The organism is Pseudoalteromonas distincta (assembly GCF_000814675.1).
GTDB lineage: Bacteria > Pseudomonadota > Gammaproteobacteria > Enterobacterales > Alteromonadaceae > Pseudoalteromonas > Pseudoalteromonas distincta.
This window is the reverse complement of record NZ_JWIG01000001.1, coordinates 106,321-131,092: the sequence shown is the minus strand read 5'-3', so window position 1 is coordinate 131,092 and position 24,772 is coordinate 106,321. Positions and strand designations below refer to the sequence as shown.

Sequence of the window (24,772 nt, the reverse complement as noted above, 5' to 3'; positions counted from 1 at the left end):
CATGCGCGGTTTAGCTACACTTATTATATTAGCGTCTGCATTGATAGTAACGCCAGTTTACTCTCAGGACAGTACCCAATTAAAGGGGCCTAAAGGCGTTGACTATGGTGCGCAAGGGCGATCAATTGGGCCAATTAAACCAACTGATACGCTTTGGCGTATAGCAGCTAAAGTGCGCCCAGACAATTCTGTCAGTATTTATCAAGTTATGCAGGCTTTGTATAACAAAAATCCCGATTCATTTTTAGAACAAAATCTTAACCACATTCAAAATGGTGCCTATTTAAAAATCCCTACCTTAGCCGAAATAAAAGCTGTAAATACGCAGCTCGCAAAGCAACGCTCTGAGCAAGATGATGCATTATGGGAAAAGAAAAAAAATGGCACGCTTACACAAAGCGAAATTAACTCAGCGCAAACAAAAGTAACTCAAGCGCGTAAAATTGATGTAGACGATGCTAAAAAAGAGATACAGAAAGAATTAAATGAAATAAAAACAGAGCAAGGAACTAAGCTTGTTGAGTTACAACAACAGTTTAAAAGCTCAGTTAGTAATGTAGAAGAGATTTTAGTTGAAAATAATAATCTTAAAAAACAGTTATCAGGAATATCAAAAGAGCTCGAAAACTTACGTTTGCAATTAGGACAAGACAGCGAAATTCAAAATCAGTTAAAAGAACTCATTGTTAAACAAAACGAGATTATTGCCCAACAAAAAAAACAAGAAGTAATACCAAAAGAGTCATTTGATTTTGGCTCATTATTTTCAAACCCCATAGTACTGGGCTTGTTAATGTTTATTCCTGGGTTACTGATTATTTTTGCAATCGTTATGTTTTTACGCAAACGAGCAAGTAATCAAGAAGAGCCGCAAAACGATGATGACTTTTTACCACAAACCCCAACCTATACTGGCGATGATGATTTAGGCCCAAGCTTAAATGACGATCCAATTGTACCTGACCCTTTAGATGACTTGAGTGTTCAATTAGATGATAGTCTCGAAAGTGATATGTTGCCTAATGATGATTTAGACGACGGCTTAGATGATTTTTCTGGCGACGAAAATTTACTTGATCAGGATGAGCTCGAAAGCTTACTAAGCGATGACATTGTTTTTGATGATGAAAATACCGATGACGATGATGAGCTCGATATTTTTATGCAGCAAGGGTTTGATCAACCTTCAGATGAAAACGCTGAAGATATAGATTTAGACTTATCTGATGACTCAATTAACAATGATGAAATCCTAACTAATGACGATTTAGATAGCTTGTTTGATGAAGACGATAGTCTACCTGAATTTGATGCACCGCAAACAAGCGAAGCTTTAGAGGATGACAGCTTAGAATCTCATGATGAAATGGCGGCTTTAAGTGAAGAGCTTGCAGAGGAAGATAATTTTGATATAGATGAATTATTAGATCAAACATCAACAGAATTAGATACCTCAAATAGCACTTCAGCTGAACTTGATACAAGCGACGATTTTGATTTAGACGATATAGATAGCTTAATTGATGAAGCGAATGACCCAAAAAGTGATGTGGTAGATGACTCACTTAATGCAGAGTTACTCGACGAAGATGAACTTCTAGAAGAAAGCGACGACTTTGATTTAGATGACATAGATAGCTTAATTGATGAGGCTGCAGTCGATACTGCAGATGACTCATTAGTTGAGGAAAGTGAAGACTTTGATTTAGACGATATAGATAGTTTAATTGATGAGACAGCAGTTGATACTGCAAATGATTCATTAGTTGAGGAAAGTGACGACTTTGATTTAGACGACATAGATAGCTTAATTGATGAGACTGCGGTTGATACTGAGAATGACTCTTTAGTTGAGGAAAGTGACGACTTTGATTTAGGCGACATAGATAGCTTAATTGATGAGACTGCGGTTGATACTGCAAATGATTCATTAGTTGAGGAAAGTGACGACTTTGATTTAGACGATATAGATAGCTTAATTGATGAGGCAGCAGTTGATACTGCAAATGATTCATTAGTTGAGGAAAGTGACGACTTTGATTTAGACGACATAGATAGCTTAATTGATGAGGCTGCAGTAGATACTGTAGATGATTCATTAGTTGAACAAAGCGATGATTTTGATTTAGACGACATAGATAACTTAATTGATGATGAAGTAAAAAATTCAGATGTAAGAGATTCAGAAATTGATAATGCATTGGCAGACTCAGTTGAGGATTTAGCAGATGCTCAAGAAGAATTAAATGTTGATGATATTGAGTCGCTTGCTTCATCATTAAATGAAGAGCCTGAGCTTGACGATGAGCCTGAACTTGCAGAAGAACCTGAGCTTTACGATGAGCCTGAGCTTGAAGAAGAGCCTGAGCTTGAAGAAGAGCCTGCGCTTTACGATGAGCCTGAGCTTGAAGAAGAACCTGAACTTGAAGAAGAACCTGAACTTGAAGAAGAACCAGAGCTTGTAGAAGAACCCGAGCTTGTAGAAGAACCCGAGCTTGTAGAAGAACCTGAGCTTGAAGAAGCCCCTGCGCTTGAAGAAGCCCCTGAGCTTGACGATGAACCTGAGCTTGAAGAAGAACCTGAGCTTGTAGAAGAACCTGAGCTTGAAGAAGAGCCTGAGCTTGTAGAAGAACCTGAGCTTGAAGAAGAACCTGAGCTTGAAGAAGAGCCTGAGCTTTACGATGAGCCTGAACTTGAAGAAGAACCCGAGCTTGTAGAAGAACCTGAGCTTGTAGAAGAACCTGAGCTTCAAGAAGAACCTGAGCTAAAAGAAGAACCTGAACTTATAGATGTAACGGTTGATGATTTTTCAGATACATCAGAGTCGCTTCTTGATCCAGAAGATGCGCTTGAAGAATATACAGATGATACTTTAAAGAGCGTTGATGAGCTTTTAAATGAGCTACAACAAGCGACGGATGATGACTATATAGAAACACCAGATTGGTCATTAGATGAGCTTGACGACGATCTTGAAGAAATAGAAGTAGATCTTGGTGACGATCCGTTAGCGGGCGACGATGACTCAGATCTTACAAAAGTTGAAGAGCAGCTTGATAGCGATCTTATAACGCCAAGTGAAGAGTTAGATGAATATCCTGAACTTGAATTAGATGATGATCATTCATTATTGGATAATGAACCTTCGTTTGAGCCGCAAGAACCTAAAGAAAATGCACCGAGTGAAGAAAATGCAGTAGCACTTAGTCAAACAGAGAAAGATCTCGCAAATGCGCTTTCTGAAAATGCTAACTTAGATAGCTTAGAAGATGATTTTGATGATGAACTATTAATTGATAATGACTTCTCTGAATCAGAAGCTAAGGTTGAAGACGAGTCGTTTGATGATGATTTACTGCAAGAAATTAATGACGGAATTGATTCTGTTGAACCAGTTAGTATAGAAGAGGATACCAAACCTCTTAACCTTGATGAAGTTCAAGAAACACTAGAAAGTGAGTTGCCATTTACCCCCGAAGAATTACAAGGTGATGATTTAGACGGTGATGCGCAGGGAGTCGCTTCCAGCCAAGCTGAGCAGGACTTATCAAATGCGCTTTCTGAAAATACTGATTTAGATAGTTTAGAAGACGATTTTGATGATGAAATTTTAATTGAAGACGATTTTTCTGACTTAGATGTTGAGTTTGACGAAGATACTTTAGAGCAAGCGCTAACTGATGAGTTATCAGACGAGCAGCAAGAGCAAACAAATGCAGAGCGCGAAGCACAGTTAACAAACTCAGATGAAGCAGGTAGCACTGATATTAGCTCTGACGATGAACTTGATGAAGAGTTTATGTCAAATTTGACGCAAACTGATTTTGATTCATTACTTAGTGAGTTAGCGGAGCCTGAAGAATTAAGTGCTGAGGATAGCAGTGAATTTGATGTCGACTTTGACAGCTTGCTAAAAGAAGACTTAGAGGAAGATGACTCATTAACTACAAAAGAGCCACTTGTTGAAAGTAGTGATATTGAGCAACTTGATAATGATGAATTTGTAGATATAGATTCATTATTAGAAGAAAGTGAAGAGGCTGAACTTGAACACGAACCTTACACCGACGTTAATATGGATGTCGGTTTGAGTGAGTTTGATGCATTACTTGCTGGTGATAACCCAACCGATGTTGATGCTGAAAGTGGTGGCTACTCAGCTAAACTAGATTTAGCGCGTGCTTATATTGAAATTGATGATTTTGATTCTGCGCTCAAGGTCATTGAGGATGTCATCAACAAAGGCCCAGAAGAAGTTCAAGAAGAGGCACTTAGTTTAAAAGCGAAACTAAAATAACAAATTGTTTTAAAAAACCCTTAATTGGTTATTCTAATTAAGGGTTTTTTTATGGAAGTTAGTTTAATTATAACAAGGAAAAGCAACGCATTAATGAAGCGAATTTTATAGTATGTAATTGTTATAAAAGAATAATTTACATCGTGATTATTAAGTTATTTGATTCATTAAAATGATCATGTTTTTAATAAAAAGGGTATTACCGCACACCTCCTTTTATTGCGTCGAGAGATAGCATAAAATGCCGTGTTCATTAGCACAGTAGGTAAAGCAGTAATTATGCGAGTAGCACTTGGAGTTGAATACAACGGCGTACGCTATAGTGGGTGGCAACGTCAATCACATGTAAATAGCGTACAACAAGAAGTAGAAAAGGCATTGTCGCGTATTTGTAATCACCCAGTTGAAGTAGTATGTGCGGGGCGAACTGATGCGGGTGTGCACGGTACAGGTCAAATAATACATTTTGAAACTGAAGCTTCGCGTGACATGGTCGCATTTACAATGGGTATGAATACCTTATTGCCTAAAGATATTGCTATTCGCTTTGCACAACCAGTTGCTGTCGATTTTCATGCTCGTTTTAGTGCAACCGCTCGCCGATACCGCTATATTATTTATAACTCTCCTTTTCGAGGAGCAGTGTTAAGCGAAGGGGTTACGCATTTTCATCACCCATTAGATGAAGTTAAAATGCAGGAAGCCTGTCAGTATTTGATCGGGACACACGATTTTACATCTTTTCGAGCGATCCATTGTCAAGCGAATACACCGACTCGCACTATTCATCATTTATCGGTACAGCGGCAAGGGTGTTACGTTATTATTGATATTAAGGCGAATGCGTTCTTACATCACATGGTACGTAATATAACGGGGAGCTTGATGGATATTGGCATACATAAGCAACAGCCTATTTGGTTGAAAGAATTACTTGATTGTAAAGAGCGTGCTAAAGCAAGTGCTACAGCTAAAGCTGCAGGTTTATACTTAGTTGATGTCGATTATCCTGAAGAGTTTAATATTCCTAAAATGCCTTTAGGTCCATTGTTTTTACCTGACGCTGAAATTTAGTTATGGTTGTCGTTAGTACTTTTTATGAACACTTTTAACTACTAAGACCAGTTTTTTATACCGCGTTAGTGTAATTCATGTTTTAATTGAAAAAATTTGTCTGCTAATTGCTATTGGCAGGCTCGCGACACAGAACAGCATTAAGAGAGTTGCAAATGAGTTGGCTAGAAAAAATCTTACCTAAAACGACAAAATCATCAGGTCGTAAAGAAATCCCAGAAGGTGTTTGGGCTAAGTGCACATCGTGTGATTCAATTTTATATAAAGCTGAATTAGAAAAGTCATTAAACGTATGTCCTAAGTGTGACCACCACATGCGTGTTAGTGGCCGTAAGCGCCTGGAGCACTTTTTAGATGAAGGTGACCGTCAAGAGCTTGGCACACAACATGAGCCTAAAGACATTCTTAAGTTTAAAGATTCTAAAAAATACTCTGATCGTATCAGTGCAGCCCAAAAAGCAAGTGGTGAAAAAGATGCACTTGTAGCTATGAAAGGCCGATTAAAAGGCATTCCAGTTGCAGCAGTAGCATTTGAGTTCTCATTTATGGGTGGCTCAATGGCTTCTGTTGTTGGCGCTCGCTTTGTTGATGCTGTTGATCAATGTTTAGAGCATAACATGCCGCTTATTTGTTTTTCTGCATCAGGCGGTGCACGCATGCAAGAAGCGCTTATGTCGCTTATGCAAATGGCTAAAACAAGTGCTGCACTTGCAAAAATGACTGAAAAAGGTCTTCCGTTTATTTCAGTCATGACTGACCCAACTATGGGTGGTGTATCTGCATCACTTGCTATGCTGGGCGATATTAACGTTGCAGAACCTAAAGCGTTAATTGGCTTTGCGGGTCCTCGTGTTATTGAGCAAACAGTTCGCGAAACATTACCTGAAGGCTTTCAGCGTAGTGAATTTTTGCTTGAACACGGTGCAATTGACATGATTATTGACCGCCGTGAAATGCGCGATACCCTTGCACGCATTTTAGCTAAATTTATGAACTTGCCTTCTACGGAACAAGAGCATAGAGTAGCGTAAATTTCAGCTTTACTGATTACACGCTATGACAAAAAAAATTCCTAGCCAATCATCAAGCCTTGATGATTGGCTTTTTTATTTAGAAAGTGTTCACCCAGCTAACATTGCTATGGGCTTAGAGCGAGTTGCTAATGTTGCTAACAATATTGGCCTGTTAAACACTCCAAGTAAAATTATTCTTATTGCCGGTACAAACGGTAAGGGCACCACAGCACGCTGCTTAGAGTCGCTATTGCTAGCGCAAGGTTTCAGTGTGGGTACTTACGCATCTCCACATTTAATTCGTTATAACGAGCGTGTACGAGTTAATGGGGAAGAATTGGCAGACCAATTTCATATAGATGCTTTTCACCAGCTTGAGCAAGGCCGTAAAGACACTGCTCTGACTTATTTTGAATATGGTACTTTGGGGGCGTTGGCAATTTTTAAAAGCTGTAACGTCGATTATGTATTACTAGAGGTTGGTTTAGGTGGGCGCTTTGACGCCACAAATATAGTCAATCCCTTTGCAAGCGTGATCACCACTATAGACTTAGACCATAAAGAGTACTTAGGTGATACCCGTGAGTTAGTGGCTTATGATAAAGCCGGTATTTTTCGTGAAAATACGCCCGCTATTATAGGGGATTTAAATATTCCTCACACAATGACTGATTACGGCAAAGAAATTAATGCCAACATGACGCTGTCGGGCAGTGACTTTATTTTTAAAGAAAATGCTGAGAGCTTTAATTGGCAATATAAAGAACATAATCTTGAAATAGATAAGCCTGCAATACCGTGTCAAAATGCAGCTACCGCATTAACTACGCTAAGTGTTTTAAACTTATTACCTAGTGAATCAATTATACGAAGTTGTTTAGCTAATTTAGTTGTCGAAGGGCGCTTTCAACAGTTAAGTGTTGAGCCTTTAGTCTTTACCGACGTAGCACACAACCCTGAGTCGGCGCGTTATTTAGCCAATAAGTTATCAAGCTATAAAGATAAAGGCTTTAAAATTCATGCATTAGCCGCTATGCTTGCTGATAAAGATAAAGCGGGTGTATTTAAAGAAGTAAGTCACTTGGTCGATGAGTGGTCATTAGCGAGCTTAAGTGGCCCGCGAGGCGACACTGCAAGTAATTTACAAAATGCACTGCACGAATTGTCTCATCATAATACTATTAATAGCTATGATAGTGTGGCACAAGCACTGAATGTAATTTTACCAGAACAACAAAGTGATACTATGTTGATTATATTTGGTTCATTTTTTACAGTTGCTGGCGCTATTAATTACTTTAAAAAATAGAGAGGATGTCGGTGAACTCAAGTTTTATTAATCGCTTAGTCGGAACAAGTATAGTGGTGATCGCAGCAATTGTGTTTATCCCTAATATACTCGATGGCGAAAAAGTGCATTATAAAGAAGGCTTTAAAGCGATCCCAGACCGCCCTGAGTTCAAAACAATCGATCTTCAAGAGTCAATTGATGAAAATATGGCTAATGCTGAGCCACTAAAGCAAGATGAAATTGAAGACATTCAAGCTGACGATGAAGCTTTTGAGCAGCAAAGCGCGATGGATGAGAGTGATTACGCTGTGGAAGATAAAGTTGTTGAAGCAACTATAGAACCCAAAGCTACACCAATTACAAAAGCGCCTGTTCAAGCTAAGCCAGAGCCAATTGCACCACGTAAAAGTGATGAAAACCTAACGAGTATGGCCTATGTTATTCAATTAGGTAGTTTTTCACATGTTGCAAACGTTAAAGCATTACAGGCTAAATTAAAGGCTGAAGGGTTTAAAACGTTTACTAAACCGATTAAAACCCCAAATGGGACACTAACCAAAGTATTTGTTGGTCCTTCGCTTGATAAAAGTGAATTACAAAAGCAGCTCCCCCAGCTCAAAGAGCTTACTAAATTAAATGGTAAAGTTACGCAGTACGAAGTAACAAAATAATTTTAAAAAGGCTTGTATAACAAGCCTTTTTTTATTTATTTATATTTTTTTTATCATTATCTTTATCTCACAATACCTAGACTAGAATGTTAATTTTTTGTATTAACTACAACCCAGTAATCTCCCGTTTAAACTTGCATACTAACGATGTTTGGGTATAGAATGCGCCCCAAATTAGCGACTAATTGGTTCTTATGATCTGGGTTGATTACGCCATTATTGGCATCATTGTATTGTCTACCATCATCGGTTTAATACGCGGCTTTGTAAAAGAAGCAATGTCATTAGCGGTATGGGCTGGCGCCTTTATCATCTCTAGCTTATTTTACCAATATTTAGCTTCCTTCCTAACAACCATTTCTGAACCCCTTTTAAGAAATGCGGCGGCCATAGCCATATTATTCTTTGCGACGCTACTGTTAGGCGGTTTACTAAACTACATTTTAGGTGAGCTCGTACATCGTACTGGTTTATCGGGTACCGACCGTGTCTTTGGCATAGTGTTTGGTGCTCTACGAGGCGTGTTGGTCGTGAGCGCGTTACTCTTCTTTCTTGATGCTTTTACTGGTGCACCCAATACGCACTGGTGGGGCAATTCTATTTTGATTCCAGAATTTGGCTTTGTTGTTGAATGGTTCTTTTCGTACCTAGAAAACAACTCGAGCTTTTTAAATTCAGTAAACCGTTAATCGGCGAGGATAAATTACATGTGTGGTATCGTTGGAATAGTCGGAACATCCCCTGTCAATCAGGCGATTTATGATGGCTTAACTGTTTTGCAGCACCGTGGTCAAGATGCCGCGGGTATCATTACCATTGAGAATAATACGTTCAGCTTACGCAAAGCAAATGGCTTAGTGAAAGATGCCTTTCACACTCGTCATATGAAACGACTACAAGGTACGATTGGTCTTGGCCATGTGCGCTATCCTACAGCAGGGTCTTCAAGCTCATCTGAAGCACAGCCTTTTTATGTTAACTCACCGTTTGGTATAGCGCTTGCCCATAATGGTAACCTTACTAATGCAGAAGCTTTAAAAGAGCAGTTATTCTCAGAAGCACGTCGTCATGTAAATACAACATCTGATTCAGAAATCTTACTCAACATCATGGCACATGAACTAAGTAAATCTGATAAGTTGCATTTAGACCCTGAAGATATATTTACTGCGGTAACCGAGGTAAATAATAAAGTAAGCGGTGGTTATGCAACAATTGCTATGATTATTGGTCACGGTATTGTTGCTTTTCGCGACCCGAATGGTATCCGTCCACTTGTATTTGGTAAACGTGAGACTGCAAAAGGCACTGAGTACATGTTCGCCTCTGAAAGCGTTGCGTTAAAACCGGACGGCTTTGAGTTTGTACGTGATGTTGCCCCTGGTGAAGCTATATATGTTACAGAAGAAGGTGAATTTCATTCACTTAGTTGTGCAGATAAAGCATCTTACTCGCCGTGTATTTTTGAATTTGTTTATTTTGCTCGACCTGATTCAACAATAGACCGTATGTCTGTTTATGCAACACGCGTAAACATGGGCACAAAACTAGGCGAAAAAATTGCACGCGAATGGGCTGATAAAGACATTGATGTAGTTATTCCAATCCCAGAAACTTCATGCGATGTAGCACTGGAAATTGCACGTGTGCTTGATTTACCGTATCGCCAAGGTTTTGTTAAAAACCGTTATATTGGTCGTACATTTATCATGCCTGGCCAAGAGATGCGTAAAAAATCAGTGCGTCAAAAGCTAAACGCAATTGATCGCGAGTTTAAAGGTAAAAACGTATTATTGGTTGATGACTCAATTGTTCGTGGTACAACATCAGCACAAATTGTTGAAATGGCTCGAGAGTCTGGTGCTAAAAATGTTTACTTTGCATCCGCAGCGCCTGAAATACGCTTCCCTAATGTGTACGGTATTGATATGCCTTCAGCAGCTGAGCTTATTGCTCACGGACGTGAAGTTGAAGATATTAATGCAAGTATTGGTTCTGACGGTTTAATCTTTCAATCGTTAAAAGATTTAATAGCTGCGGTTAGCCAAGAAAATCCTGAAATTACTAAGTTCGAAACCTCAGTATTTGATGGGCAATATATTACAGGCGACATTGATCAAAACTATTTAAACCGTATTGATGAGCTACGTAACGATTCAGCAAAAAGTACCCGCGAAAGTGCGATGTCTTCAAGTTTAGAGATTCACAACCAAGACGAAAACGAAGCTGATTAATTATTAGTTAATAAAAAGTCGTTACATAAAAAAAGGAGCTAATTAGCTCCTTTTTTGCGAAGGAAAGAAAGGGAACATTTCTATCAAACACGACTCTTTTTTAGCTAAACTTTATTAAGTAAACATTGGACTAACAATCCCATTTGTCCAAAGCATAGCTGTTACAGCTAAAATAATAACCAGTAATATTAATCCACACGTTACAACCGAGCTGGCATAAATAAAGCCACGCTCTTGTGGAATATGCATAAGTATTGGTACGCCGGTATAAAGTAAGTAGACCGAGTAAGCTAGTGCAATAATTCCAATACACACTACAAACCAAAGAACAGGCCAAAAGGCGGCAAGCGCCGACATAAACACAGGTGTTGCAGTATAAGCTGCAAGTTCAAGTGTTTGTGTAAATGTAGGCTTAGAGCCAAATGTAACGGCCATCCAATGAGCCAAATACGCCAATGCAAAAACACCCGCTATTAAAGCAAAATACATTGCAACTGCAATTAACAGCGCACTATCGTGCGTTAAAAATACAGGATCGCCTGCGCCTATACTCCATCCTAAATAAACAGATGAGTAATAACCCATTATTGAAGGAAACAAAGCAATCAGTAAAATATGCGACAAACTATAGGTTAAACTTTCATGGCGATTATCTATTGTTTGCCATTCTTCAAGTGGGTGAGCATAAATGCCCCAGAGATGATTTAGTATCATAGTGCTTACTCCATAAAAGGAACGTATTACTGTTTTGGTTGGTTTATTTTTATACAGTCTATGTACAGTTATGGTTCACTTATTTTGCAAAGTCAAGTTAACTCACTATTAACATTTTGCACAGGTTAGGGCTTTGATTTATCCCAAACAAAATTTCGTGTTAAAATAACGCTCTATCAAATTTATTTAGTAATGAGCAGTCAACGTGCCACATAGCCAACTTTTAGAGCCGATCAATAACTTTTTAGTGTGTACAACCCCGCAGCAGTGGGTGGAGCAGGCAATTAAAAAAGAGAACTTATCAGTCATCTTAATCGATCACTTAATTTGTGAGTTAAAAGCGGCTCAAAGTGCGATGTTTTTAATACGTAAATACGCTGTTGATAAAGAGGGTAGTGATGCCTTACTCGAGTGGCTAAAGCCATTTGAAACGCTTATTTATAAGCGTGAAGGAAATTGGCGTGATCTCGTGGCTAAAAATAAGCTAACTAAATCAATAATTCCTAAATCTAATTCGCCATATGGACAAGATTTAATTGATAAAATGGTATTGTTGATAAAAGAAGAGTTGCATCATTTTTACCAAGTGCTCGAAATTATGGACGAGTACGGTGTAGAGTACCAAAGCATTACACCATGTCGTTATGCAAAAGGCATGCTTCGTCATGTTAAAACGTTTGAGCCAAACGCCCTTGTTGATAAATTAATTGTAGGCGCTTACATTGAGGCGCGTTCGTGTGAGCGTTTCGCAAAGCTTGCGCCGCATGTTGACAAACGTTTAGGTGATTTTTATATTTCGCTGCTGCGCTCTGAAGCCCGTCATTACCAAGATTATCTAACTTTAGCGCAAGAAATTGCTGATTTTGATATTACCGAACGAGTTAAAGAATTTGGCGAGATTGAAGCCGAATTAATTTCATCACAGGATGAAGATTTTAAGTTTCATAGTGGCCTGCCAATAGCATAAAGCTAATTTTCTTTTAAAAAATTAATGTATTCAGCTGTTTTTCGATTGCTGAAATTGTGTTTTTTCATGATTTCAGCAATGCTTCCGTTTTCAATTATTATATCAATCCCTCTATTAAATTTTTGTAAGTACTCTTTTGCTCTGTAATTTGATTTAGAGACAACTAAATATAGTTTATGAGAAGCAAGATCTGGCAATAAGTACTCAATTTTATTCTTATCTAAATCAACTTCGTTATTGTGCTCAAGCCAATACTTCCCTACTTCTTTAGTGCCTGCGACCAAATCAATACGACCTTGTTGTAGCAGGTATAAACTTGTAGGAAGGCTTTTAGTAGACGTTATTGCCAGCTCAGTATTTCTAGTAAACTCTTGGCTTACAAAGGCATTATCTTCTGTACCAATACTATAAGGTGTTAATGATTGGACTGTACCATCGAAATTAATAGCACTCTCTTTGCGTTTAAAAATTCCTGAATGAGCAACTGCAAGTGGGCGAGAGTAGTAAAAAACTTCATTTCTTTTTAATGAGTAAAAAGCGCCTAAAATAGCTGTTTTTCTCTTTTTTTCTAATAGCTTTAGGGCGCGGTCCCATGTCGTAAACTCGGCTTCGCTATTAATGCCTTGAGTTTTAAGGGCTGATTGAGTGATTTCGTATAACCAACCGTTATCAGGAAGGTTTTCGCTAAAATAGGGAGGGTAGTTTTCAGTAACAATTTGCCATGTTTGCTCGCTAAATACTTTGGTAGGAATGGCAATTACTACGATGAAAATTAACAGCTTAATCATTAAACCTCTCACTATTATTCAAATATATAGTTAAATAATAGTCAGGATTTTAAATTATGCGAAAGGCGTGCTAATTAATTCTTGTGATTGAGGGGTAACGACTAGATAAGAGCCTTGGGTATACCAGTCACCTAGCACTGTACGAGTAAGCGTTTGTTCATCAACTTTATAGGTATGAACATTAGGGCGGTGAGTATGACCATGAATCATATTAGTAACGTTATGTTTAGCAAAGGTGGCAAGCACGGCTTCATCTACAACGTCTAAAATTTCGATAGGTTTATCAGCTTGGCTCAACTTACTTTTTTCACGGGCATTACGCGCTATTTTTTTACGATACCAAAGTGGCATTGCAAGCATTAATTTTGGCCACCACCAACCACGGCTTTTTTTACGAAATTTTTGATACTCAGTATCTTGAGTACACATTTCGTCGCCATGTAAAATAACGGTAGGCGTACCATATAAATCAATGACTGTTTGTTCATCGAGTAAAGTCATTGCGGCCATGTCTGCATATTGCTTGCGCATGATGAAATCACGGTTGCCATGTATAAAATAAACAGGTGTCCCACCATCATTAACGGCGCTTAAATGCTTTGCTACATCGGCACTCAGCGCTGTAATGTAGTCATCTCCAACCCATACTTCAAAAAAATCACCCAAAATATAAAGTGCATCTACATCTTTATTTAGTATATGCGTATTTAAAAAGTCAAAAAATGCAGCGCTAATGTCGGGGCGGTTTTCGCTTAGGTGTAAATCTGCAATAAAGTAAGTTTGGCGAGTCATAGGTCAGTCTTTTCGATATAAATAAAGCGGGCGTATACACATTGCGTAAATGCCCGCTGATACTCCACATTACGTGGGTAAACTTACTATTAGCTAACAGTAACGCTTTCGATGATCACATCTTCAAGAGGCACGTCTTGGTGAAAACCAGTACTACCTGTTGCTACGCCTTTTATTTTATTTACTACGTCCATGCCTTCTACTACTTCAGCAAAAACACAGTAACCCCAGCCTTGCGATGTTTCGCTGCTGTGGTTTAAAAAGTCATTGTTGTTCACGTTAATGAAAAACTGCGCTGTAGCTGAATGAGGATCAGGCGTACGCGCCATTGCTAAAGTACCTATCTTGTTAGATAGGCCATTATTAGCTTCATTTTTAATTGGGTCGTTAACTTCTTTTTGTTCCATACCTGGTACAAAACCACCGCCTTGAACCATAAAACCATCGATTACACGATGAAAGATAGTGCCGTTGAAAAAATCAGCATTTGCATACTCTAAAAAGTTTTTAACTGTGTTTGGAGCTTCTTGCTCAAACATTTTAATGGTGATGTCACCAAAATTGGTGTGTAGAACAACCATGTGTTTTCCTATATCTGGTTTAAATATTGGCGCTATTTTATCGTAGTTGGCTAAGATTAACAAAGTAGATGTTTGGTTTGTTATAAAGCGCTAGAGCAGGGGCTTTTCAAGTGGTAACATAACTGTTCAAGTAAATAGTCAAGGACTCAAAGTAAATGGTAAATATATACAACACACTCACGCGACAAAAAGAGCAATTTAAACCTATGGTCGAAGGCAAAATCGACATGTATGTGTGTGGTATCACCATTTATGATTACTGCCATATTGGACACGCTCGTACTTTTGTTGGTTTTGACGTTATTGTGCGCTATTTACGTCATATTGGTTACGATTTAAAGTATGTACGTAACATTACAGATATCGACGATAAAATAATTAAACGCGCAAATGAAAATGGTGAGTCAATAAACGACTTAACTGTGCGCATGACTAAAGCGATGCATGAAGATTTTGATAGCCTAAATATGCTACGCCCAGATATTGAACCAACAGTTACAAGCCATATGGATGAAATCATCGCTATGGTTAAGCGCTTGATTGAAAAAGGCCATGCCTATGTTGCAGCTGATGGCGATGTTTTGTTTGATGTATCAACGTTTGAGCAATATGGTGCGCTTTCTCAGCAAGATCTAACTATGTTGCAATCGGGCTCTCGCGTAGAAGTGGCTCAAGATAAAGACGATCCACTTGATTTTGTGTTATGGAAAAAAGCCAAAGCAGGTGAGCCATCATGGTCATCACCGTGGGGTGAAGGGCGTCCTGGTTGGCATATTGAATGTTCGGCAATGAGCTCAAAACACTTAGGAGAGCATTTTGATATTCACGGTGGGGGGTCTGATTTACAGTTTCCACATCATGAAAACGAAATTGCCCAGTCGTGCTGTGCAAACAACGGCAAGTATGTAAATACATGGATACATACTGGCATGGTGCAAGTAAATAAAGAAAAAATGTCTAAGTCGTTAGATAACTTTTTTACTGTGCGTGAAGTTTTAAAAGCATACGATGCCGAATCTGTTCGTTACTTTTTAATTTCAGGGCATTACCGCAGCCAATTAAATTACTCGCAAGAGAATTTAGACCAAGCGCGTTCATCACTTGAACGCATTTATACAGCGCTTCGTGATGTCGTACCGGTAGAATGCGATTTAGAAGGCAATGAGTTTGTTGCTAAATTTAGAAAAGCAATGAATGACGACTTTAATACACCAGAAGCACTACCTGTGTTGTTCGAACTTGCTAAAGAATTAAACCGCGTAAAAGAAAGTGACGCAGGTCAAGCTGGCAAGTTAGCGTTTATACTGCGTAGCCTTGGTGAAGTGTTAGGCGTTGCTCAACAAGCACCGGAAGCTTTTTTACAAGGTGGGCAAGATGACGACGAAGTTGCGACAATTGAAGCATTAATTGTAAAACGTAATGAAGCACGTGCTAGTAAGGACTGGGCTGCTGCTGATGAAGCTCGCGATGCACTTAATGCATTAGGTGTAATACTTGAAGATTCAGCTGGTAAAACAACGTGGCGTAAAGCGTAAGCGTTTAAAGTAATTCAGGTCAAACTAAAAAAGGGTTGCCAAATGGCAACCCTTTTTTGATTTTTTAAACAGCTTAGCTGTGATACTTTTCACACGCTTCAAGTGTGTTTTCAATTAAGCTTGCGACAGTCATCGGGCCAACGCCACCTGGTACAGGTGTAATAAAATGCGCTTTTTGTTCGGCCACACTGTATTGAACATCACCGACTAATTTACCCGTATCTAAGCGGTTAATGCCCACATCGATAACAATAGCGCCTTCTTTTATCCAATCTCCCGGTATAAATTCAGGTTTACCGACAGCCACAACTAATAAGTCAGCGCGGCGAACATGTGTTTCTAAGTCTTGAGTAAACTTATGACATACAGTGGTAGTACAACCTGCTAATAAAAGCTCTAACGACATTGGACGACCAACAATATTTGACGCGCCAACGACAACTGCATGCATCCCTTTATAACGTACACCCGTTGAATCAAGTAATGTAATAATACCTTTAGGCGTACATGGGCGAAGGGCAGGCATACGCTGTGCTAATCGACCAATGTTATATGGATGAAATCCATCAACATCTTTATGTGGGGTAATACGTTCTAAAATCTTTTCAGCATCAAGACCTTTTGGCAGTGGTAACTGCACTAAAATTCCATCAACTTCGGCATCATTATTTAGCTCGTCAATTAAATCTAAAAGAGTTTGCTCTTGTGTGTCTGCTGGTAAATCAAATGATTTAGAGATAAAACCGACTTCTTCACAGGCTTTACGTTTTGAACCAACATAAACTTGGCTTGCTGGATCAAGTCCTACAAGTACTACTGCAAGTCCTGGTGCACGTAAACCATTTGCTACACGTTCACTTACGCGTTCTGCTACAGCGCTACGTACTTGTTTTGCGATTGCCTTACCATCAATGATGTTTGCCGTCATGGGTGACCTTTAATTGGGGTTAATTAACTAGATACCGATACTCTAAAAACGAATGCATAATAAAATAGGGGTAAAAATGCTAATAAAGAAAAATACGCTCTTTATTTAACTCGTTTTATAATGTGCCTACTATTTTCGCAGAAAAGCATAGCAGCGCCAAGTTGCTTTTAAGGTATATAACGTTTGAGCTGTTAAATAGTTTAAAATTCAGCCGACTATTGTAATATTTAACCATTGTGCACTAAAAATGAGCACTTGATTGGTTTTCTTAAAAAAACGTTTGACCTAACCCCGTCAAATCACTATTATGCACCCCGTTGTCAACGAGGTCACTCGCTAGCAATAATAAGTTTCGGCGATTAGCGCAGTTTGGTAGCGCACTTGGTTTGGGTCCAAGGGGTCGCAGGTTCAAATCCTGCATCGCCGACCATTTTTTTATAATTTTTTTATAATCGAATAGCTTATTGGTAAACTATGAAGTTTTCGATGCGCCCATAGCTCAGCTGGATAGAGCAACGCCCTTCTAAGGCGTCGGTCGAAGGTTCGAATCCTTCTGGGTGCACCATTTGAAAACATGTAAATATAGCGGTGATTGTAGCTCAGTTGGTAGAGCCCCGGATTGTGATTCCGGTTGTCGTGGGTTCGAGCCCCATCAGTCACCCCATTTACAACGAATATCGGCGATTAGCGCAGTTTGGTAGCGCACTTGGTTTGGGTCCAAGGGGTCGCAGGTTCAAATCCTGCATCGCCGACCATTTTCTTAAAATGGTCTTAAACTCTCAGTTTAAGTGTTCAGTATGAAAAAAGAAGTTAATTCTTCAATGTCGGCGATTAGCGCAGTTTGGTAGCGCACTTGGTTTGGGTCCAAGGGGTCGCAGGTTCAAATCCTGCATCGCCGACCATTTTCTTATCTAATAAGAACAATAAATAAATTCCTCTAAGTTATAAATCTAAATCTGTTAGCCTATAATTCTATTAAATAATTTCTATTTTATTCTATTTAGTCCGTAGTTAGCCTGTTTTTTATTCAGTTAGTCTTTATAGTCCCTTATCTAGTCCAAATAATTGCCCCCTATACTCGACTATCATAAATATTAGGTTATAATGCCGCGTCTATTGTTTAACATAGTGCCCGAAGGGCAAAGCAGCAATGGTGTCTCATGGTAGCGACGGATGCTTTTAAGTGTGAAAAACCGCTTAAACTTTATCAAGACTCATGCAGAACACTTTGTTTGTAAAGGAAGGCGAACAGTCGCCAAAATTGAATATTGAGGTAAATCATGCAAGTTTCTGTTGAGACGACCCAAGGCCTTGAGCGCCGTATAACTATCACCGTTCCTTCAGAGAACGTTGAGACCGAAGTAAAAAAACGCCTACAACAACTGTCAAAAACACAGCGTATAGATGGTTTCCGTGCTGGTAAAGTTCCAGTATCTGTAATTAACAAGCGTTTTGGCCCTGCAGTTCGTCAAGAAGTTGCTGGCGAAGTAATGCAACGTAATTACATTGAAGCAATCGTTTCTGAAAAAATCAATCCAGCTGGCGCGCCTACATTCGCTCCTAAATCACTTGAAGCAGGTAAAGATTTAGAATTCTCGGCAACGTTTGAAGTTTACCCTGAAGTTGAAGTTCAAGGTTTAGATAAAATTACTGTTGAAAAACCAGCAGTAACAGTAACTGACGAAGATTTAGCTAACATGCTAGAAACACTTCGTAAGCAACACGCAGAGTGGACTGATGTTGATGCAGCTGCTGGCGAAAACGACCGTGTAACTGTTGATTTCGTAGGTACTATCGACGGTGAAGTATTTGAAGGCGGCAAAGCTGAAGACTTCCCATTAGAACTTGGCCAAGGTCGTATGATCCCAGGTTTTGAAGATAACATCGTAGGTAAAAAAGCAGGCGAAGAAGTAGTTGCTGATGTAACTTTCCCTGAAGATTACCACGCTGAAAACTTAAAAGGTAAAGCGGCTCAATTCACTATCACAGTGAAAAAAGTTGAAGCGCAAGAGTTACCTGAATTAAGCGAAGAGTTTGCAACTAAATTCGGTGTTACCGAAGGCGGCGTAGACGCGCTTAAAGAAGAAGTTAAAAAGAACATGACACGTGAGCTTGACCAAGCGGTTAAAGCAAGCGTTAAAGACCAAGCAATTAAAGGTCTTTTAGAAAACAACGAAATTGAAGTGCCAAAAGCACTTGTTGATCAAGAAGTTGACGCACTACGTCAGCAAGCAGCTCAACGTTTTGGCGGCGACGCTCAAAACATGCCAGAGCTTCCAGCTGAATTGTTCCACGAGCAAGCTGTAACACGTGTAAAAACTGGCCTTTTATTAGGTGAAGTGATTAAAGCTAACGACATCAAAGTTGATGACGCTAAAGTTGAAGCATTAATTGCAACAGTAGCTTCTGCATACGAAGATCCAACTGAAGTAGTAGAATACTACAAAGGTAATGATCAACTTATGCAGCAAATGCGTAATGTAGCAATGGAAGAGCAAGCTGTTGAAGCTATTTTAGCTAAAGCAGTTGTTACTGATGTTGAAAAAGCATTTGATGACATCATGAATCCACAGCAAGGTGCTTAATAAGTCATTGACTTAAGCTCTCGCTAACGATTAAATGGCTCGTGTTACTCTGTTTATACAGCGTGCCCGGGCCATTTTAGTTTTTGGCTCTAAATTTGCGAAAAACGATAACTATGCTTCCTTATAATAAGGATAAGTATAAGCGCATAAGGAATTAAATAAGTATGAATACTGGTATTACAGATCCCCTAAATGCATTGGTCCCAATGGTTGTTGAACAAACACCGAAAGGCGAGCGCTCGTATGATATTTATTCGAGATTATTAAAAGAGCGTATTATCTTTTTAACAGGTCAAGTTGAAGACAACATGGCAAATCTGATCTTAGCGCAAATGCTATTTTTAGAATCAGAAAACCCTGATAAAGATATCTTTTTATATATCAACTCACCAGGTGGTTCAGTAACTGCGGGTATGGCTATTTACGACACAATGAACTTCATTAAACCAGATGTAAGTACAATATGTGTAGGTCAAGCTGCAAGCATGGGTGCTTTTTTACTTACTGCTGGTGCTAAAGGTAAGCGTTTTTGCCTACCAAACTCACGTGTGATGATTCACCAACCATTAGGTGGTTTCCAAGGTCAAGCATCTGACTTTGAAATACACGCTAAAGAAATTCTGTCTATTAAAGATAAGCTTAACCGCTTAATGGCTGAGCATACAGGCCAACCATTGGATATTATCTCTAAAGACACAGATCGTGATAACTTCATGAGTGCTTCGCAAGCTGTAGATTACGGCTTGGTAGACTCTGTATTTACAAATCGCGACAAAAAGTAAGCGCTTGGTAAGCAGGACTGCCTGTTTGCCACTTTGAGTTACTATGCGAAAACCAATAAATTTTGGTATAGTTAAAGCGTATTGAAATAGCCGCCAACAGGTTTGGTGGCCAACGTAATAAAATGAGGTAGCTGAATGTCTGACACTCCTACAGACGGCGACAAAAGTAATAAATTGTTATACTGCTCTTTTTGTGGCAAAAGCCAACATGAAGTGCGTAAATTAATTGCAGGCCCTTCAGTATACGTTTGTGATGAATGTGTAGAGTTGTGTAACGATATTATCAGGGAAGAGATTAAAGACATTGCTCCTAAGCATGATACGTCTGACAAACTACCTGTACCAAAAGAAATTCGTAACCACTTAGACGATTATGTTATTGGTCAAGATCATGCTAAAAAAGTATTGTCTGTTGCCGTTTATAACCATTATAAACGCTTACGTAACCAATCGACTAAGCAAGACATTGAATTAAGTAAAAGTAATATTTTGCTTATTGGCCCAACAGGTAGTGGTAAAACATTACTTGCAGAAACATTAGCGCGCCTACTTGATGTGCCGTTTACTATGGCCGATGCCACTACATTAACCGAAGCAGGTTATGTAGGTGAAGATGTTGAAAACATCATTCAAAAGCTTTTACAAAAGTGCGATTACGATGTCGAAAAAGCACAGCGCGGTATTGTCTACATCGATGAAATTGACAAGATTTCTCGTAAATCTGATAATCCTTCAATTACGCGTGATGTATCAGGCGAGGGCGTTCAACAGGCGCTACTTAAACTGATTGAAGGCACCGTTGCTTCTGTTCCACCGCAAGGTGGTCGTAAACATCCACAGCAAGAGTTTTTACAAGTAGATACATCTAAAATCTTGTTTATTTGTGGTGGTGCATTTTCAGGCCTAGATAAAGTAATTGAGCAACGTAGCCATAAAAACACCGGTATCGGTTTTGGCGTTAGCGTAAAAGAGTCTGCGGCGAGTCGTTCTTTAAGTGAAACATTTAAAGACGTAGAACCAGAAGATTTAGTTAAATATGGCTTAATTCCTGAGTTTATAGGTCGTTTGCCGGTAGTGGCTACATTAACAGAGCTTGATGAAGCAGCTCTTGTGCAAATATTAAGTGAACCTAAAAACGCGATTACTAAACAGTTTTCAGTATTGTTTGGTATGGAAGATGTTGAACTCGAGTTTCGCGATGATGCCTTAGCTGCAATTGCTCACAAAGCAATGGAGCGTAAAACAGGTGCACGTGGTCTTCGTTCAATTGTTGAAGGCGTGTTACTTGATACTATGTATGAACTTCCTTCAATGGATGATGTAAGCAAAGTGGTTATTGATGAAACCGTTATTAAAGGTGAGTCAGACCCAATCTTGATTTATGAAAATAATAAGCAAGATAAAGCTTCATCAGAATAGTTTTTAAGCTATTTGAATGGAAAAAGGAGCCTTAGGCTCCTTTTTTTATAATTAATTTAATCGAGTTAGGGAAAATTGTTGAACTTTAATTAGGTTATCCCCATATACTTGAGTAATCTTTAAAATAAATGAAGTGCGAAGAGAAACTATAATGACGCTTGAGAGAACCGACCGAGTCGAAATCCCAGTCCTTGCACTGCGCGATGTTGTGGTATATCCGCACATGGTGATCCCGCTTTTTGTTGGCCGTGAAAAATCAATAAAATGCCTAGAAGCGGCAATGGACAAAGACAAACAAATTTTCTTGGTTGCACAAAAAGATGCAACTGTGGATGAACCAGAGCAAGATGATATTTATCGTATCGGTACTATTGCCACTGTACTTCAGTTATTAAAATTACCAGATGGTACAGTTAAAGTTTTAGTTGAAGGTACACAGCGCGCACAAATTGAAGAATTCGTAGATAACGATGACTTTTTTGTCGCTAATGCTCAATTTATTGAATCTGATTCTGTAGATGAACAAGAGCAAGATATTTTTATCCGAAGCGCAATTAGCCAGTTTGAAGGCTATGTAAAGCTAAATAAAAAAATTCCACCTGAAGTACTAACTTCGGTTTCAGGTATTGATGAGCCAGCACGCCTTGCCGACACAATGGCAGCGCATATGCCACTTAAAGTACCTGAAAAACAAAAAGTGCTCGAAATTTCAAGTGTCACAGAACGTCTTGAATATTTAATGGCACTAATGGAAGGTGAAATAGACTTACTGCAAGTTGAGAAGAAAATTCGTACCCGTGTTAAAAAGCAGATGGAAAAATCTCAGCGCGAGTATTACCTCAATGAGCAAATGAAAGCTATTCAAAAAGAGCTTGGTGAGCTTGATGATGTGCCTGACGAATTTGAAGCGCTTAAAAAGCGTATTGAAGATTCTGGCATGCCTGATGAAGCTAAAGAAAAGGCAACTACAGAGCTCAATAAGCTTAAAATGATGTCGCCAATGTCTGCCGAAGCGACTGTAGTGCGTTCATACATAGACACATTAATTAATGTGCCATGGAAAAAACGCTCTAAAGTGAAAAAAGACTTAGCAGGCGCACAAAAAATTCTTGATAGCGATCACCACGGCTTAGATAAAGTAAAAGAACGCATTATTGAGTACCTCGCGGTGCAACAGCGTACTAATAAGCTCAAAGGGCCAATTTTATGTTTAGTTGGACCACCTGGTGTTGGTAAAACATCACTTGGGCAATCTATAGCGCGTTCTACTGGTCGTAAATATGTGCGTATGGCACTTGGCGGCGTTCGTGATGAGGCTGAGATTCGCGGTCATCGTCGTACTTACATTGGTTCTATGCCAGGCAAGCTAATTCAAAACATGTCTAAAGTGGGCGTTAAAAACCCATTATTCTTGTTAGACGAAATTGATAAGATGTCATCAGACATGCGCGGCGACCCAGCATCAGCATTGTTAGAGGTGCTTGATCCCGAGCAAAACAGTCATTTTGCCGATCACTATCTTGAAGTAGATTATGATTTATCTGACGTTATGTTTGTAGCAACATCAAACAGCTTTAACATTCCTGGTCCATTGTTGGACCGTATGGAAGTTATTCGCTTATCGGGTTACACCGAAGATGAAAAGCTAAACATTGCAAAAGAGCACTTAATTACTAAACAAGTTAAACGTAACGGCTTAAAAGAGTCTGAAATAGTTATCGAAGACAGCGCAATTATTGGCATTATTCGTTATTACACACGTGAAGCGGGTGTACGTAACTTAGAGCGCGAAATTTCGAAACTATGTCGTAAAGCAGTTAAAAATATCTTACTTGAAAAAGACACTAAAATAGTGACTATCAATCAAGATAACCTAGAGGACTTTTTAGGTGTGCAGCGCTTTGATTATGGTAAAGCTGAAGATGGCGACCGTATTGGTCAAGTTACAGGTTTAGCGTGGACAGAAGTAGGTGGCGATTTGCTAACAATTGAATGTGCGGCAGTGCCAGGTAAAGGCAAGTTAAGTTACACCGGTTCTCTTGGCGATGTAATGCAAGAGTCGATTCAAGCGGCAATGACGGTTGTGCGTAATCGCGCTGATACTTTCCGTATTAACAGCGACTTTTACGAAAAACGTGATATTCACGTACATGTACCTGAAGGCGCAACACCAAAAGATGGTCCAAGTGCGGGCGCAGCTATGGTAACGGGTCTTGTATCTAGCTTAACGGGTAATCCTGTTCGAGCAGATGTTGCTATGACTGGTGAAATTACGCTACGCGGTGAAGTACTTCCTATTGGTGGTTTAAAAGAGAAGTTATTAGCGGCGCATCGTGGTGGAATTAAAACAGTGATCATTCCAAAAATTAACGAGCGTGACTTAAAAGAGATACCAGACAACGTGCTGGCAGGTCTTGATATTCACCCAGTTACTTGGATTGACGAGGTGTTAAAGCTTGCTTTAGTACACCCTGTTGAGAGTTTTTCGGTCGAAACACCTAAAAACCATGAAAAAACATAAAAAAAGTGCTTTTTAGGGCTTTTCAAATCTAAACGGTATGATAAGTTAAGCACTGGTTTTCAAGCCTAGCCCTTATGGGGCCTAGGCTTAAGAAAAATATAATCATGTGGGCATTAAAAGTTTGCTCTAAAATTTTCAAAAAAGTGATGTTAGTTTAAAAAACCATCGCTCTTGATAATAACAATGAAAGAGGATGATATTGTGAATAAATCTCAATTAATCGATCAAATCGCAGCTGATGCTGACATTTCTAAAGCGGCTGCAGGTCGTGCACTAGATTCATTCATCGAATCTGTTTCTGGCGCGCTAAAAGATGGCGACTCAGTTGCACTTGTAGGTTTTGGTACTTTCTCAGTACGTGAACGTGCTGCACGTTCAGGCCGTAACCCGCAAACTGGTGAAACTATCCAAATTGCTGCTGCAACTATTCCAGCTTTCAAAGCCGGTAAAGCGCTTAAAGACGCAGTAAACTAATCACTGTTTTAAACACATTAGTTATGGCGAGTGTAAAGTTACTGATTCACTTCAACAGATGAGTTAAGTAACTTTTCCGCCAGTTACTTCAAGTGAAAAAGCGTAT

19 protein-coding genes and 5 tRNA genes are annotated in these 24,772 nt (G+C 39.2%); 19 read left to right on the top strand and 5 right to left on the bottom strand.

Going from position 1 to position 24,772, the window contains the following annotated elements:
• The first annotated feature begins 1 nt into the window (after position 1).
• The 7 genes from QT16_RS00560 (at position 2) to purF (ending at position 10,580) form a co-directional block, all read left to right on the top strand.
• Entirely contained in the window at positions 2 to 4,297 is a 4,296-nt protein-coding gene (locus QT16_RS00560) for a FimV/HubP family polar landmark protein (protein ID WP_039484457.1), read from the top strand.
• 279 nt (positions 4,298 to 4,576) lie between these two features.
• Positions 4,577 to 5,371: a tRNA pseudouridine(38-40) synthase TruA gene (gene truA / locus QT16_RS00555; RefSeq protein WP_002958360.1), complete on the top strand. Its 795-nt coding sequence runs from the start codon at positions 4,577 to 4,579 to the stop codon at positions 5,369 to 5,371.
• 155 nt (positions 5,372 to 5,526) lie between these two features.
• Entirely contained in the window at positions 5,527 to 6,402 is an 876-nt protein-coding gene (gene accD / locus QT16_RS00550; protein WP_007376856.1) for an acetyl-CoA carboxylase, carboxyltransferase subunit beta, read from the top strand.
• A gap of 25 nt (positions 6,403 to 6,427) precedes the next feature.
• Positions 6,428 to 7,693 carry a bifunctional tetrahydrofolate synthase/dihydrofolate synthase gene (gene folC / locus QT16_RS00545; protein WP_039484450.1) on the top strand — a complete coding sequence of 422 codons (1,266 nt, stop codon included), beginning with the start codon at positions 6,428 to 6,430 and terminating at the stop codon, positions 7,691 to 7,693.
• 11 nt (positions 7,694 to 7,704) lie between these two features.
• Positions 7,705 to 8,346 (top strand): SPOR domain-containing protein, encoded by a 642-nt coding sequence (locus QT16_RS00540; protein WP_002958357.1) that lies wholly within the window; start codon positions 7,705 to 7,707, stop codon positions 8,344 to 8,346.
• Positions 8,347 to 8,540: 194 nt separating this feature from the next.
• Positions 8,541 to 9,035: a CvpA family protein gene (locus QT16_RS00535; protein ID WP_002958356.1), complete on the top strand. Its 495-nt coding sequence runs from the start codon at positions 8,541 to 8,543 to the stop codon at positions 9,033 to 9,035.
• Between the two features lie 18 nt (positions 9,036 to 9,053).
• The gene (gene purF, locus QT16_RS00530; RefSeq protein ID WP_024596369.1) at positions 9,054 to 10,580 is read left to right on the top strand and encodes an amidophosphoribosyltransferase; all 1,527 of its coding nucleotides are present in this window, start codon (positions 9,054 to 9,056) and stop codon (positions 10,578 to 10,580) included.
• A gap of 114 nt (positions 10,581 to 10,694) precedes the next feature.
• Here purF and QT16_RS00525 read toward each other — a convergent pair whose 3' ends face one another.
• On the bottom strand, positions 10,695 to 11,294 hold the full coding sequence (locus tag QT16_RS00525) for a Yip1 family protein (RefSeq protein WP_002958354.1): 600 nt from the start codon (positions 11,292 to 11,294) through the stop codon (positions 10,695 to 10,697).
• A gap of 205 nt (positions 11,295 to 11,499) precedes the next feature.
• Here QT16_RS00525 and miaE point away from each other — a divergent pair, with 205 nt between their 5' ends.
• Positions 11,500 to 12,261 (top strand): tRNA isopentenyl-2-thiomethyl-A-37 hydroxylase MiaE, encoded by a 762-nt coding sequence (gene miaE, locus QT16_RS00520; protein WP_039484442.1) that lies wholly within the window; start codon positions 11,500 to 11,502, stop codon positions 12,259 to 12,261.
• A 2-nt stretch (positions 12,262 to 12,263) separates the two neighbouring features.
• Here the strand turns inward: miaE and QT16_RS00515 are convergent, their stop codons facing one another.
• The 3 genes from QT16_RS00515 to QT16_RS00505 form a co-directional block, all read right to left on the bottom strand.
• Positions 12,264 to 13,049, bottom strand: a complete 786-nt coding sequence (locus QT16_RS00515; protein WP_039484440.1) for a transporter substrate-binding domain-containing protein — start codon at positions 13,047 to 13,049, stop codon at positions 12,264 to 12,266.
• 54 nt (positions 13,050 to 13,103) lie between these two features.
• Complete coding sequence (locus QT16_RS00510; RefSeq protein WP_039484437.1) at positions 13,104 to 13,841, bottom strand: UDP-2,3-diacylglucosamine diphosphatase; 738 nt, start codon at positions 13,839 to 13,841, stop codon at positions 13,104 to 13,106.
• Positions 13,842 to 13,930: 89 nt separating this feature from the next.
• The gene (locus QT16_RS00505) at positions 13,931 to 14,422 is read right to left on the bottom strand and encodes a peptidylprolyl isomerase (protein ID WP_002958350.1); all 492 of its coding nucleotides are present in this window, start codon (positions 14,420 to 14,422) and stop codon (positions 13,931 to 13,933) included.
• Between the two features lie 155 nt (positions 14,423 to 14,577).
• Here QT16_RS00505 and cysS point away from each other — a divergent pair, with 155 nt between their 5' ends.
• Positions 14,578 to 15,957: a cysteine--tRNA ligase gene (gene cysS / locus QT16_RS00500; protein WP_039484435.1), complete on the top strand. Its 1,380-nt coding sequence runs from the start codon at positions 14,578 to 14,580 to the stop codon at positions 15,955 to 15,957.
• A 73-nt stretch (positions 15,958 to 16,030) separates the two neighbouring features.
• Here the strand turns inward: cysS and folD are convergent, their stop codons facing one another.
• Entirely contained in the window at positions 16,031 to 16,885 is an 855-nt protein-coding gene (gene folD, locus QT16_RS00495; RefSeq protein ID WP_002958348.1) for a bifunctional methylenetetrahydrofolate dehydrogenase/methenyltetrahydrofolate cyclohydrolase FolD, read from the bottom strand.
• Positions 16,886 to 17,238: 353 nt separating this feature from the next.
• On the opposite strand from folD, the gene QT16_RS00490 reads away from it, so the two are divergent.
• The 10 genes from QT16_RS00490 to QT16_RS00445 all read left to right on the top strand — a co-directional run bounded on the left by QT16_RS00490 (position 17,239) and on the right by QT16_RS00445 (position 24,666).
• A tRNA-Pro gene (locus QT16_RS00490) sits at positions 17,239 to 17,315 on the top strand.
• A 58-nt stretch (positions 17,316 to 17,373) separates the two neighbouring features.
• A tRNA-Arg gene (locus QT16_RS00485) sits at positions 17,374 to 17,450 on the top strand.
• Positions 17,451 to 17,473: 23 nt separating this feature from the next.
• Positions 17,474 to 17,549 (top strand) — tRNA-His (locus tag QT16_RS00480).
• Between the two features lie 14 nt (positions 17,550 to 17,563).
• Positions 17,564 to 17,640 (top strand) — tRNA-Pro (locus tag QT16_RS00475).
• Between the two features lie 70 nt (positions 17,641 to 17,710).
• Positions 17,711 to 17,787: transfer RNA gene (locus QT16_RS00470), tRNA-Pro, on the top strand.
• A 378-nt stretch (positions 17,788 to 18,165) separates the two neighbouring features.
• On the top strand, positions 18,166 to 19,470 hold the full coding sequence (tig, locus tag QT16_RS00465) for a trigger factor (protein WP_039484428.1): 1,305 nt from the start codon (positions 18,166 to 18,168) through the stop codon (positions 19,468 to 19,470).
• A gap of 164 nt (positions 19,471 to 19,634) precedes the next feature.
• Positions 19,635 to 20,252 (top strand): ATP-dependent Clp endopeptidase proteolytic subunit ClpP, encoded by a 618-nt coding sequence (gene clpP, locus QT16_RS00460; RefSeq protein ID WP_002958346.1) that lies wholly within the window; start codon positions 19,635 to 19,637, stop codon positions 20,250 to 20,252.
• Between the two features lie 135 nt (positions 20,253 to 20,387).
• On the top strand, positions 20,388 to 21,671 hold the full coding sequence (gene clpX, locus QT16_RS00455) for an ATP-dependent protease ATP-binding subunit ClpX (protein WP_039484425.1): 1,284 nt from the start codon (positions 20,388 to 20,390) through the stop codon (positions 21,669 to 21,671).
• A 151-nt stretch (positions 21,672 to 21,822) separates the two neighbouring features.
• Entirely contained in the window at positions 21,823 to 24,192 is a 2,370-nt protein-coding gene (gene lon, locus QT16_RS00450; protein ID WP_039484422.1) for an endopeptidase La, read from the top strand.
• 177 nt (positions 24,193 to 24,369) lie between these two features.
• Positions 24,370 to 24,666, top strand: coding sequence for an HU family DNA-binding protein (locus QT16_RS00445; protein ID WP_290173982.1), 297 nt, complete (start codon positions 24,370 to 24,372; stop codon positions 24,664 to 24,666).
• Positions 24,667 to 24,772: the final 106 nt, after the last annotated feature.